At 70.1% G+C, this 12691-nt stretch carries 8 protein-coding genes and 2 pseudogenes; 6 read left to right on the top strand and 4 right to left on the bottom strand.

Going from position 1 to position 12691, the window contains the following annotated elements; translation table 11 throughout:
* The first annotated feature begins 4 nt into the window (after positions 1-4).
* Positions 5-1393: an NtaA/DmoA family FMN-dependent monooxygenase gene (locus tag ABZ656_RS31590; RefSeq protein WP_101401995.1), complete on the top strand. Its 1389-nt coding sequence runs from the start codon at positions 5-7 to the stop codon at positions 1391-1393.
* A 289-nt stretch (positions 1394-1682) separates the two neighbouring features.
* Here the strand turns inward: ABZ656_RS31590 and ABZ656_RS31595 are convergent, their stop codons facing one another.
* The gene (locus ABZ656_RS31595; RefSeq protein WP_360272235.1) at positions 1683-5009 is read right to left on the bottom strand and encodes a BTAD domain-containing putative transcriptional regulator; all 3327 of its coding nucleotides are present in this window, start codon (positions 5007-5009) and stop codon (positions 1683-1685) included.
* Positions 5010-5092: 83 nt separating this feature from the next.
* On the opposite strand from ABZ656_RS31595, the gene ABZ656_RS31600 reads away from it, so the two are divergent.
* Positions 5093-5425 carry a hypothetical protein gene (locus tag ABZ656_RS31600; protein ID WP_360272238.1) on the top strand — a complete coding sequence of 111 codons (333 nt, stop codon included), beginning with the start codon at positions 5093-5095 and terminating at the stop codon, positions 5423-5425.
* Positions 5426-5827: 402 nt separating this feature from the next.
* A complete protein-coding gene (locus tag ABZ656_RS31605; protein WP_101401997.1) occupies positions 5828-6193 on the top strand; it encodes a hypothetical protein in 366 nt (121 codons plus the stop codon).
* Between the two features lie 284 nt (positions 6194-6477).
* Here the strand turns inward: ABZ656_RS31605 and ABZ656_RS31610 are convergent.
* The 3 genes and pseudogenes from ABZ656_RS31610 to ABZ656_RS31620 form a co-directional block, all read right to left on the bottom strand.
* Positions 6478-7437: pseudogene (locus ABZ656_RS31610) on the bottom strand (RNA polymerase sigma factor); the annotation flags it as partial.
* Between the two features lie 74 nt (positions 7438-7511).
* A pseudogene (locus tag ABZ656_RS31615) lies at positions 7512-8561 on the bottom strand (excinuclease ABC subunit A); the annotation flags it as partial.
* A gap of 429 nt (positions 8562-8990) precedes the next feature.
* Complete coding sequence (locus tag ABZ656_RS31620) at positions 8991-9812, bottom strand: CDP-alcohol phosphatidyltransferase family protein (protein ID WP_101402000.1); 822 nt, start codon at positions 9810-9812, stop codon at positions 8991-8993.
* Between the two features lie 106 nt (positions 9813-9918).
* On the opposite strand from ABZ656_RS31620, the gene ABZ656_RS31625 reads away from it, so the two are divergent.
* The 3 genes from ABZ656_RS31625 to ABZ656_RS31635 form a co-directional block, all read left to right on the top strand.
* Entirely contained in the window at positions 9919-10899 is a 981-nt protein-coding gene (locus tag ABZ656_RS31625) for a dehydrogenase (RefSeq protein WP_101402001.1), read from the top strand.
* 137 nt (positions 10900-11036) lie between these two features.
* Positions 11037-11435, top strand: a complete 399-nt coding sequence (locus ABZ656_RS31630; RefSeq protein ID WP_060900963.1) for a 6-carboxytetrahydropterin synthase — start codon at positions 11037-11039, stop codon at positions 11433-11435.
* The coding region (locus tag ABZ656_RS31635) for a glycosyltransferase (RefSeq protein ID WP_360272244.1) at positions 11432-12691 on the top strand (1260 nt) is incomplete at its 3' end. The genes ABZ656_RS31630 and ABZ656_RS31635, both read left to right, overlap by 4 nt.

A 12691-nucleotide genomic window follows, 5' to 3' on the forward strand; every position in this document is an offset into this window, starting at 1 on the left:
ACTCATGACCAGCACGTCACAGGACAAGCCCCGCAAGCAGGTCCACCTCGCGGCGCACTTCCCCGGCGTCAACAACACCACCGTGTGGAGCGACCCCGAGGCCGGCAGTCACATCGAGTTCAGCTCCTTCGCCCACTTCGCGCGCACCGCCGAGCGCGCCAAGTTCGACTTCCTGTTCCTCGCCGAAGGGCTGCGACTGCGCGAACAGGGCGGCCAGATATACGACTTGGACGTCGTCGGCCGCCCCGACACCTTCACGATCCTCACCGCGCTCGCCGCCGTCACCGAACACCTCGGCCTGACCGGCACCATCAACTCCACCTTCAACGAGCCCTACGAGGTGGCCCGCCAGTTCGCCAGTCTCGACCACCTCTCCGACGGCCGCGCCGCCTGGAACGTGGTCACCTCCTGGGACGCCTTCACCGGCGAGAACTTCCGCCGCGGCGGCTTCCTCCCGCAGGAGGAGCGCTACTCCCGGGCCGAGGAATTCCTGCACACGGCGAACGAGCTCTTCGACTCCTGGCACGGGGACGAGATCGTCGCCGACCGGCAGACCGGCACCTTCCTGCGCGACGCGAAGGCCGGAGCCTTCGTGCACCAGGGCCGGCACTTCGACATCCAGGGGCAGTTCAACGTCCCGCGCAGCCCGCAGGGACGCCCGGTGATCTTCCAGGCGGGGGACTCCGACGAGGGGCGCGAGTTCGCCGCCTCCAGCGCCGACGCGATCTTCAGCCGGTACGCCACCCTCAAGGAGGGCCAGGCGTTCTACACGGACGTCAAGGGACGCCTCGCCCGCTACGGCCGTACACGCGACCAGCTGCTGATCCTGCCCGCCGCGACCTTCGTCCTCGGCGACACGGACGCCGAGGCGGAGGAGATCTCCCGCGAGGTGCGCCGCCAGCAGGTCAGCGGCGCCACCGCGATCAAGCACCTGGAGTTCGTCTGGAACCGCGACCTGTCCGCGTACGACCCGGACGGCCCCCTGCCCGACATCGACCCGGACCTCGGCGAGCACACCATCGCCCGGGGCCGCGCCCAGGTCCGGATGTTCCGCGACCCGCTCGCCACCGCCCGCGAGTGGCGCGAGCTCGCTGCCGCCAACAAGTGGTCCATCCGCGATCTGGTCATCGAGACCGGCAACCGGCAGGCCTTCGTCGGCTCCCCGGCCACCGTCGCCGAGACCATCGACTCCTTCGTGCAGGCCGACGCCAGTGACGGCTTCATCCTCGTCCCGCACATCACCCCCGGCGGCCTCGACACCTTCGCCGACACCGTGGTCCCGCTGCTCCAGGAGCGCGGCGTGTACCGCACCGAGTACGAGGGCACGACCCTGCGCGACCACCTCGGCCTCGCCCACCCGGACGACGTGCGCGACGAGCGCGCAGCGTCATGAAATTCCTGGCCATCACCCCCGCCTTCAGCACGACGCCGAGGGCCTTCCAGGTATGCGGGGAGCGACACGGTGGCTTCGGTGAATGCCGCAGGTGATGGGGTCGTCCTGAAGTAGCGAGCGTGTGTCCGCTCACGTCCCGGACGAGACGTGGAAGACGCGCCGGCGGCCTCTTCGGTCCCTGGGGCGCCCCAGGGACCGAGCGGGCTTTGCGCAGGAGCCGGCCCGAGGTCCCCGCTGCCGCTTGGCGCGCGGTCCGGGAACGGGGCCGACGGGCTCGGCTGAGGAGACGTCACCGGTCGAGATCCGCGTACTCCGTCTCGGGCACGCCGGTGTCCGAGAAAATGGCCCATGCCTCTCGCCTCATCAGTTCGGCGGCGGCGCCGTCGGTCTTCCGGTGGGCGCGGGCGAGTGCCATGAGGGTGCGGGCCTCGCCGAGTCGGTGGCCGGTCTCGCGGTGTATGGCGAGGGCCTCCTGGCCGAGCTCGACGGCTGTGCCGTGCGCTTCCTCGGCCTCCGCCGTCTCGCACAGCGCTGTCAAAGTCTGGCCCTCCACCACGCGGAACGAGTGGTCGCGGGCCAGGGACAGCGCCTGTTCGGCGTGGGCGCGGGCCTCGTCGTAACGGCCCGTTTGTTCGTACGTGAGAGAGAGGCACAGGAGGCTGTCCGCCTCGGCCCGTCGGAATCGTGCCTCGCGGGCCAGGGCGAGAGCCTGCTCGCCGGCCTGAAGAGCCCGGTCCAGCTGTCCCAGTCGTCGGCGGGCCGCCGCGACCGTGTTGAGGATGCCGGACTGAACCCAGTGTCGTTTCGTGTCCTCGACCAGCGCGAACGCTCGCTCGGCCTGCTCCAGCCCTTCGTTGTGGCGGCCGAGTTCGACATTGATCCTTGCGATGGCGTCGAGCATCATCGCGCGGCCGTCGCGGTACCCGGCCCTCTTGTCGGAGGCCACCTCCGGGCCGAGGAGGTCGAGTCCGTCGGTGAGACGGCCGAGCTCCCAGTACACCCCACCCAGGATCTGCAGGGCCGAGCCGGCGTCCCACCAGCTGACCTCTGCCTCGAGGCCGACGGCACGTTCGAGGTGGTCGGCGGCCTCGTGCAGCCGGCCCAGATCCCGACAGGCCATGCCGAGGCCGACCACCCCGAATCCTTCGAAGTAGCGATGCCCGGTCTCATGGAAGGTGCGCAGGCCGGCGGTGAAGTCGGCGTGCGCACTGTCGAGGCGCGCCATGCTCCAGTACGCGAAGCCTCTGAGGCCGACACCCGCGGCCTCGCCCGTCGCCCAACCGAGCTCCCGGCTGATGTCCACTGCGCGTGTGGCGTGTTCCATCGCCTGTCGGACATGCCCCCGGTCCCACCGCGCCGCTGCAAGGCTGGAGTGCATCGCTGCCTGGCCGAACAGGTCCCCTTCGGTCTCGGCCGCGTCCAGTGCCGTCTGCGCGGTGGTCTGCCAGGTCTTCCGTGCCAGATGGATCCAGAAGTCGCTGAACAGCGCGGAGGTCAGGTGCCAGGCGACGGGGCGGGGGCCGTGGTGGGCGGCATGGTTGACGACGGCGAGCAGATTCGCCCGTTCCGCATTCAGCCATGGTCGAGGCGCGGTGGCCGACGGCATGCCCGGGTGCCTGCCGGCGCGGAGGCTGCCGGGCAGCTCTGGAAAGAGCCCGGCCCCCGCGGTGGTTCGGGTGGCGTTCAGGTACCAGATCAGCAGCCGTTCGAGGGCGGCTTCACGGTCCGGCGCCTCCTCCTCCACCAGCGCACATTCCTGTGCGTACTCGCGAAGGAGATCGTGGAACCGATAACGTCCCGCCGTTGCGGGTTCGATCAGGTGGGCCGAGGTCAGGGCACCGATCAGACGCCGGGCCTGCGACAGCGGCGCATCCAGGAGCGCCGCCGCGACCTCGGCGGTGAACTCCGCTCCCGGGAACAGGCCGAGCAGCCGGAACACCCGGCGTGCGCCGGGTGCCAGGACCCGGTACGACACCGAAAGGGCCGTGCGCAAAGGAGAGTTGGCGTCACGGTCCGGTTCCAGCGCCTCCAGCTTGTTGCCCTCGGTCATCTCGGTGACGAGGTCGGCCGTCCGCAGGGCCGGGTCGCCCGCGAGCCTGGCGGCGGCCACGCGCAGGGCCAGTGGGAGGCTGCCGCAGAGCCGGATCAGTTCGTCGACCGCGTGTTTGTCGTCGTCGACCCGTTCCGCGCCGAGGGCCCGGCTCAGCAGTGCGCGGGCCTCGTCCGGCTGGAGGAGATCCAGGGGCAGGGCGTGGGCGCCGTCGTGGGCGACGAGGTCGCCGAGGCGGTTGCGGCTGGTGACGAGGACGCAGCAGGTCGGGCCGGACGGCAGCAGCGGACGTACCTGATCGGCGGAGGCCGCGTTGTCCAGCAGGACGAGCATGTGCCGGTCGGCCAGCAGGGTCCGGAACACGCGGCCCTGGGCCTCGTGGTGCGGGGGGATCTCCGACGCCGCGAGCCCCAGGCTGCGCAGCAGCAGTTCAAGGGCCTCGCCGGGTTCGAGGGGCTGCCGGTCGTGGTCGAAGCCGTGCAGGTTGACGTAGAGCTGGCCGTCCGGGAAGCGGTCGCGGACCTGGTGTGCCCAGTGCACGGCCAGCGCGGTCTTGCCGATGCCGGCGGCGCCGCCGATGGCGGAGATGACCACGGTGTTCGCCGTCCCGTGCGCCCGAGCGGGCGCAAGCAGCGAGTGGAGTCGTTCGAGTTCGCCGGTGCGGCCGGCGAAACCCGGAGTGTCGTGGGGGAGTTCGGCGGGCACGGCGCTCTCGCGCGGTGTGGAGAACACCGACGGGGGCGGACGCAGGAGGAAGGCGTCGTCCTGGTGCAGTACCGCTTCGTGCACCCGGCGCAGTTCCTCGCCGGGATCGGTTCCGAGCTCGTCCCGCAGTTGTACGCGTAGGTCCTCGTAGGTTCTGAGTGCTTCCGCCTGACGTCCGCGGCCGTACAGGGCCCGCATGCGCAAGGCCGTCAGCGACTCGTCGTAGCGGTCAGCCGCCGAAGACGCCGACAGTCCGCTCAGATCGTCGAGGGCATCGCCGAACCGGCCCAGCAGGACGAGGCACCTGAGCCGCTCCAGTCGGAACGTCCGGCGGTGTTCCTCCAGCCGCTGTCGCTCGTTCCGCGCGAACGGTCCCGGCAGCCCGGCCAGGGGTTCGCCCCGGAACAGCCCGATGGCCGCGAAGAGTTGGTCCGCGGCGGTGGCCAGGTCGCCCGACGCGACGGTGCGCAATGCCTCGTCGCCCCGTTCGTCCAGATCCGCCGTATCGAGTCGGACCTCCTCGACGACGAAGCGGTACCAGCCCTTGCCGCTGCGGATCACCGACTCCGCGGGCGGGGTGCCTTCCGGATCGAGCACCCTGCGCAGCGAGTTGACATGAGTGGGCAGCACTTTGTGGCCGCCTGCGGGAGGCTCCTCGCCCCACACCGCGTCGAGCAGCCGCTCATGACTCACCACGGCTCCTTGGCGCAGCAGCAGAGCGGCCAGCACGGCCTGCCGCTTGACCGGCCCCAGCTCCAGCGGTGTCCCGCCTCGCCATGCCCGTAACGGTCCGAGCACTTCGAACCGCAGCAGCTGAGGAGATCCGTCGTCCACCCCGAAGCCTCCGCTTCCCCACGTCATCGGAATTTCATCAGAATTGCAGCACCCCCAGCCATGGTGACGGACACGACATCGCACAACCCGCACAACCGAAGGGGGTCCGCGTGACCGAAGCGGAGCTGGTGGCCACCGCGTTGGCCATGGGGGCGGCGGCCGGACTCACCGACACCTCACGAGGAGTCGTCCACGACCTCCACGCCATGCTGAGTGAGGCGGTGCGCCGACGGTTGTCCGACGGCGGCGACGGCGTGCGGGGCGGATACGGCCTACGGGTGCTGCACGCGTACGAGACGGACCCCGATGTGTGGCGGACGCGGTTGCTCCAGATCCTGGCCTCCGGGCTGGAGATGGACGAGGAGATCCTCGGGGCGGCCCGCGCAGTGCTCCGCGCGGACCGTCGAACAGGGCACGTCATCGTGGACGTGGTCCGCTCATGACGCGGTGGGCAACTCAGGTACACGTACGACATCACGTCCCGGTGGCGCGGACCCGACCGCGGCTTCCGCGAGGCAGTGGGCAAAGGGTTGCGGCGCGCGGAGCAGATGAGGGCCGGACGACAGGGGCCGGAGCTGACCCTCCGCCCACACCTGCGTGGCCGCCTCTTCGAGGTCACCCTCGTCGACGAGCTTCCGGAAAGCGCCGAAAGCGGCCGACCGAGTCCCGCTCCGGGGCCGGTGGGGGATGTGACCGCGGCCTGCTGCATTGGCATCACCGACGTCACCGGGTCGGGGGATTGCGCCGCCGCCCGCCAGGCCGGATATCCCGGACAAGTGCGACTATCGCACCAAGGTGACATGGCGACTCCGAGCCGTCACCACATCTGGCAGGAGGACCCATCGATGAACCTCACTCTGACGCGCCTGCTCGGCGTTACCGCAGCGGTGACCATGGGCGCGGCGGCCCTGCTGGGCCCCGGCGCCGGCACCGCCGGCGCCGCGAGCCGCGCGCATTGTGACCGCGCCGAACAGGACATGTGGAGCAGCGGGCCCAGTCGAAACCTGACCGGCCACCGCTGCAGCATCCCGAACAACAAGCAGCGCTGGTACACCATCGAGATCGACACCCTCGTACAGACCCACTACAAGAGGGACACTCTGGATGGAGGGGTCGTCCGGACCGAGACCCTGCACAACAGAACCGTCAGATGCATGGGCTATACCTCCAGCAACGGCAGGGTGAACTGGTTCGGATGCCCAGCCGCCTGACATACCCTCCGGAGGCTCCCGGGCCGAGGCCCCTGCCCCTCGGCCCGGCCGGACGTTCCCGAACGCCGTCGTGCGCACTCGCCGGCAGTCACCTCGACGACTGGCCTGCGTATGCGGCGGCGACTGGGTCAGGGACAAGGGGCGACGGACGCGGCGGCCCCGGCCGATGGTGCGCCTGAAACACCGAAGGGCCGGCCCGGAAAGCAACCCCTCCCGCAGCCGGCCCTTCTCTCTGCGCCCCCGGCAGGATTCGAACCTGCGACACCCGCCTCGGGAGCAGGGGATCAGCTGACGTCGAGGTAGTCCCGTAGGGCCTGGGAGCGGGAGGGGTGGCGCAGTTTGGACATCGTCTTGGACTCGATCTGGCGGATCCGCTCGCGTGTCACCCCGTACACCTGCCCTATCTCCTCCAGAGTCCGGGCCTGCCCGTCGATGAGGCCGTAGCGCAGGGAGATGATTCCGGCCTCGCGTGCGGTCATGTTCGCGAGGACGGCCTGGATGGCGTCCTTGAGGAGGAGGAAGGTGACCATGTCCGCGGGGGAGATGGTCTCGCTGTCCTCCAGGATGTCACCGAGTTCCGTGCCGCCGTCCTCGCCGAGCGGGGTGTGGAGTGAGACCGGTTGCTTGCTGTAGCCCTCTATCTCGGTGATCTTCTCGACGGGGACGTCCAGCTTGTCCGCGAGTTGTTCCGGTGTGGGTTCGGCCCCGGTGTCCTGGAGTATTTCCCGGCGGACCTTGGCCATGCGGTTGATGACCTCGACCATGTGGACGGGAATGCGGATGGTCCGGCTCTGGTCGGCGAGGGCGCGTGAAATCGCCTGCCGGATCCACCAGGTCGCATAGGTCGAGAACTTGAACCCTTTGGTGTAGTCGAATTTCTCCACCGCGCGGATCAGCCCTGTGTTCCCCTCCTGGATCAGATCCAGGAAAAGCATTCCGCGCCTGCTGTACCGCTTGGCGATGGAGACGACCAGGCGCAGGTTCGCCTCGACGAGATGAGATTTCGCCACGTGCCCGTCCGCGGCGAGGATCTCCAGTTCGCGTCGGAACTCCAGGCCGAGGGCCGACTCCTCCGCCAGCCTCCGCTCGGCGAACAGGCCCGCCTCGATCCGCTTCGCCAGTTCCACCTCCTTCTCGGCGTCGAGGAGGGAGACCCGGGAGATCTGCTTGAGGTAGTCGCGCACCTGATCGATCGTGGCGCCGCCGGAGGTGAGCTGGGGGCTCGGCGCGTCGGCGTCCTCGTCCGGGTACGCGTCGGGATGGGGCGACTCCGGTTCCCATGCCTGAGTGTCCGTTTCCATGGCGCTCAACTCCTCTCCAGAAGCGGTCGGAGGAACTGCCCGGTGTAGGACCGAGGCTGGGCCGCCACCTGTTCGGGGGCGCCCTCGGCGATCACGGTGCCGCCGCGGTGGCCGCCTTCGGGACCCCTGTCGACGATCCAGTCGGCGGTCTTGATCACGTCGAGGTCGTGCTCGATGACGACGACCGTGGTGCCTTGGTCGACGAGCCGGTGGAGCACGGCCAGCGGTTGGCGGACGTCGTCGACGTGCAGGCCGGTGGTCGGCTCCTCGAGGACGTAGAGAGTTCTGCCTTCGGTGCGTTTGTGCAGTTCGGAGGCGAGCTTGACGCGTTGTGCCTCGCCGCCGGAGAGCGTCGTGGCGGGCTGTCCGAGTTTCACGTGGCCCAGACCCACGTCATGGAGTGTCCTCAGGTGCCGGGAGATGATCGCGTGTTCCGCGAAGAAATCCAGGCTGTCCTCGATGGTCATGCCCAGTACGTCGGCGATGGACCTGCCTTTGAAGTGTACGTCCAGGGTCTCCCGGTTGTACTGCGCTCCGTGACAGACCTCACACGGCACGTAGATGTCAGGGAGGAAGTTCATCTCGACCTTGATGGTGCCGTCGCCGTAGCGGTGCTCGCAGCGGCCGCCCTTGAGGTTGAAGGGGAAACGGCCCGGCTGGTAGCCGCGCACCTTCGCCTCCGGGGTCTGCGCGATCAGCTTCCGCAGGTGGTCGAAGACTCCGGTGTACGTCGCCGGGTTCGAGCGGGGGCTGCGGCCGATCGGGGCCCGGTCGACCTGGACCACCTTGTCGACCTCCTCGACGCCGGTGAGCGTGCGGTGGCGGCCGGGCACCTTGTGGGCGCCGTAGAGGCGTTTGGCCGGTGCCGTGCAGAGGATGTCGTCGACCGGTGTCGACCTGCCCGAGCCGGACACACCCGTGACGGCGACGAACTGCCCGAGCGGGAACGAGACCGACACCTCGCGCAGGTTGTGCTCGCCGGCGTCGTGCACCGTGATCGCACGCCCCTCCGTGCGGGGCCCGCGTGCCCCGGGCGGCGGTATCCGCCGTCGGCCGGACAGGTACAGCAGACGCAGGTGGTCGTAGACCTCGGTGAGGGTGCCGACCGTGGAGCGCGGGTTGCGGCCGGTCGTCTTCCGGTCGATCGCGATGACCGGTGTCAGGCCCTCGATCACATCGGCATCGGGCTTGTCCAACTCGCCGGGAAACTGTCGGGCGTAGGCGGAAAGCGATTCGACGTAACGCCGGCGGCCTTCGGTGAAAATCGTGTCGAAAGCCGGATCGGATTTTCCAGAGCCCGATACTCCGGTGAAAGCGATGAGCGCATTCCTGGGCAACTCCACGGAGATGTCACGCAGGTTGTGCTGACGGGCGCCCTTGATGACGATTCGGTCTTTCACACATCCGGACCCTACGACGCGGCAGAGCGTGCGGTTGCGGAATCGTTATCAACTGATTCCGCCCTCGGTGCTGCTCCGCCCGTCGCCGCCGCGGCCTCACGCTTCGACGAGCTCGCGGACGCCGTCCCGCACCTGCTGCTCCTCCTCCTGCGCCTGCGCCTGCTGGTTCCGCGCCTGCTCCTGCTCCTGCGTCTGCTCCTCGACCGGGTGGCGGTGGCGGTACAGCCAGGTGATGTCGCGGCCGAACGACCAGACGAGCGAGGCGAGCGCGAGGAGCACGGCGGCGGCGTTGCCCTCCAGGGGCATGATCCCGGCGCCCGCGACGAGCAGCACGATCCCCTGAAGGGCCGCCACGGTCTTGCGCGCCATGCTGTGCGGCAGCGCCGCGTTCAGCCAGGGCAGCACCCGGGCCGCCGCCACGAACGCGTACCGCATGGTGCCGATCAGCAGCACCCACGGGCCGAGCGACATGGAGACGTACACGCTCAGCACCAGGATCAGGAACGCGTCCACCTCCATGTCGAAGCGGGCGCCCAGCGCGGTCGAGGTGCCGGTGCGACGGGCGACCTTGCCGTCCACCCCGTCGAGGATCAGTGCGACCGCCGTGAGACCGACGAGCAGGCTGACCGGGGGCGAGCTCTCGAAGGAGTCCGCGACCAGAGCGGTGACCCCACCGACCAGGATGGCCCGGCCGAGCGTCACCCGATTGGCCGGTCCGAAGGAACGGGGCCGTGAGCGACGCAGGGCACGGGTGAGAACCGCCCAGGTGGCGAGCGCGAAGGCCAGACCGGTCAGCCAGCCCGCGGGCCCCATCCCGATCGCCGTGCCCAGCAGAGCCAGCACCAGGAGCTGCAGACCCGCTCCCACCGTGGTCTCCTGCGCCAAGAGCCTCGCGTCGTACGTGTTGTTCAGGGCCACCGCACATCCTCCGGCCGTATGACAGAGTCGATCAACGCCGCGTACAGTGCGCGGCTTGTCACCGCTCCGTACGTGAAGATCTGCTGAATCGTTCAGGGGGACGCTCATGGAACTCACAGCTCGTGCCTTCTGGCTGAGCTCGCCCGGCCACGCCGAGATACGCGAGGTCGCCCTGCCGGCCCCCGCCGAGGGGGAGGTGCTGGTGCGCACGCTCTACTCGGGGGTGAGCCGGGGCACCGAGACCCTCGTCTTCCGCGGCGGCGTTCCGGAAAGTCAGCATGCTTCGATGCGTGCACCGTTCCAGGACGGGGATTTCCCCGCACCGGTGAAATACGGCTATTTGAGCGTCGGCCAGGTGGAGGAAGGCCCGGCGGGTCTGCGCGGCCGGACCGTCTTCTGCCTGTATCCGCACCAGACGCGGTACGTCGTGCCGCTGAGCGCCGTGACCGTCGTACCGGACTCCGTCCCCGCCCCGCGCGCGGTGCTCGCCGGGACCGTGGAGACCGCGGTGAACGCCCTGTGGGACGCGGCCCCGTTGGTCGGCGACCGGATCGCCGTGGTGGGCGGCGGCATGGTCGGCTGCTCCATCGCCGCGCTCCTCGCCCGCTTCCCGGGCGTACGCGTCCAGCTCGTCGACGCCGACCCCGCGCGCGCCGACATCGCCCGCGCCCTGGGCGTCGATTTCGCGCTCCCCGCGGACGCCGCGGGCGAGTGCGACCTCGTCGTGCACGCCAGCGCCACCGAGGCCGGGCTCACCCGGTCGCTGGAGCTCCTCGCCCAGGAGGGCACCGCCTTGGAGATGAGCTGGTACGGCGACCGGCGCGTCAGCCTGCCGCTGGGCGAGGCCTTCCATTCACGGCGCCTGGTCGTGCGCAGCAGCCAGGTGGGTTCCGTTTCACCGGCGCGGCGCGCCAGCCGGACGTACGCCGATCGGCTGGCGCTCGCCCTGGAACTGCTCGCCGAGCCCGCCTTCGACGCGCTCGTCACCGGTGAGTGCGGCTTCGACGAACTGCCCGACGTGATGCCGAAGTTGGCCTCCGGATCGATACCCGGCCTGTGCCATCGCGTCGTCTACGAAGGCGTTTGAGCACTGAACAACCTGCCTGACCTCCAAAAACTGCAAAGAAAGGGGAACAGGCAGCTGAACAAGGAGAACGGGACAGCCGTACTACACGGCATGGTCCCGGCAGGGGATCAGACGTGCCGCACCTGGAGGGTCGTCCGTTGTTCAGCATCACCGTCCGCGATCACCTGATGATCGCCCACAGCTTCCGTGGCGAGGTCTTCGGGCCCGCGCAACGCCTGCACGGGGCGACGTTCCTGGTGGACGCCACGTTTCGCCGGGCCGAGCTGGACGACGACAACATCGTCGTCGACATCGGTCTGGCCACGCAGGAACTCGGCGCAGTCGTGAGCGCGCTGAACTACCGCAACCTCGACAACGAACCGGACTTCAAGAACACCAACACCTCGACGGAGTTCCTGGCCAAGGTCATCGCCGACCGCCTCGCCGAGCGCGTGCACGCGGGGGCCCTCGGCGAGGGCGCCCAAGGCCTCGCGGGCATCACGGTCACCCTGCACGAGTCGCACATCGCCTGGGCGAGTTACGAGCGTGCGCTGTGACCGACACGACCATGGACCAGGCGTCCCCGAAGACCGGTCAGGTGTCTCCCAAGACCGGTCAGGTGTCCCCGAAGACCGGCCCGGCGGCCTCGAAGACCGGCCCGGCGGCCTCGAAGACCGGCCCGGCGGCCTCGAAGACCGGCCCGGCGGCCTCGAAGACCGGTCAGGTGTCCTCGAAGACCGGTCAGGTGTCCTCGAAGACCGGCCCGGCGGCCTCGAAGACCGGCCCGGCGTCCGCGAACGGCGACCAGGCTTCCCTGAACTACGTGCCCGTGCAGCACACGGCTCTCAAGAACGCCGAGATCATCCCCATGTCCCTGCGCTCCGTGCACTTCGTGATGCCGGGCGGTGTCGACGACGCGTCCGCGCCCAGCGGCGGCAACGCCTACGACCGGCGGCTCTGCCTCGACCTGCCCGGCTTCGGCTGGCAGGTCCACAAGCACGCCGTCGCGGGCAGCTGGCCCCGGCCGTCGGCTTCCGCCCGTGCGGAGCTGGCTCGCACGCTCGGTGAGTTCCCGGACGACGCGGTCGTCCTCCTCGACGGGCTGGTCGCCTGCGGCGTCCCCGAGATCATCGTCCCCGAGGCCGAACGGCTGCGTCTCGCCGTCCTGGTGCACCTGCCGCTCGGCGACGAGACCGGGCTCGCACCCGCCGTGGCCGCCGAGCTGGACGCGAAGGAACGGGCGACGCTGCGGGCCGTGTCCGCCGTCGTCGCCACCAGCGACTGGGCCGTCCGCCGGCTGGTCGCCCACCACGGGCTCGCCCCGGAACGGGTCCATGTCGCCGCCCCGGGCGCCGACATCGCGCCCCTCGCCTCCGGCACCGACGGTGTCTCCCGGCTGCTGTGCGTCGCCGCGGTCACCCCGCGCAAGGGCCAGCACCGGCTGATCGAGGCCCTCGCCACCGTCACCGACCTGCCCTGGAGCTGCGTCTGCGTCGGCGGACTCAGCCAGGACCCGGCGTACGTCGCCCAGTTGCGCGCCCTGATCGGGAAGTACGGGCTCGGCGACCGGCTGCACCTCGCCGGACCGCAGGCGGGCGCGGAACTCGACGCGAGCTACGCGGCGGCCGATCTCATGGTCCTCACCTCCTACGCCGAGACGTACGGCATGGCCGTCACCGAGGCGCTCGCGCGCGGGATCCCGGTGCTGGCGACCGACGTCGGCGGTCTCCCCGAGGCGGGGGGGGGGGCGCCCGCCCCGCCGGGGGCCCGCCCCCCCCGCCCCCCCCCCACCACGCCGCCCGCACCCGCCCCC

This window comes from Streptomyces sp. NPDC007095, assembly GCF_040634475.1.
Lineage (GTDB): Bacteria > Actinomycetota > Actinomycetes > Streptomycetales > Streptomycetaceae > Streptomyces.

Bases quoted from the DNA above. Each gene is read 5' to 3' on its own strand.
- ABZ656_RS31590 (WP_101401995.1), top strand. From the start codon at position 5: ATGACCAGCACGTCACAGGACAAGCCCCGCAAGCAGGTCCACCTCGCG.
- ABZ656_RS31595 (WP_360272235.1), bottom strand. From the start codon at position 5,009: ATGACGTGGGGAAGCGGAGGCTTCGGGGTGGACGACGGATCTCCTCAG.
- ABZ656_RS31605 (WP_101401997.1), top strand. From the start codon at position 5,828: ATGAACCTCACTCTGACGCGCCTGCTCGGCGTTACCGCAGCGGTGACC.
- ABZ656_RS31625 (WP_101402001.1), top strand. From the start codon at position 9,919: ATGGAACTCACAGCTCGTGCCTTCTGGCTGAGCTCGCCCGGCCACGCC.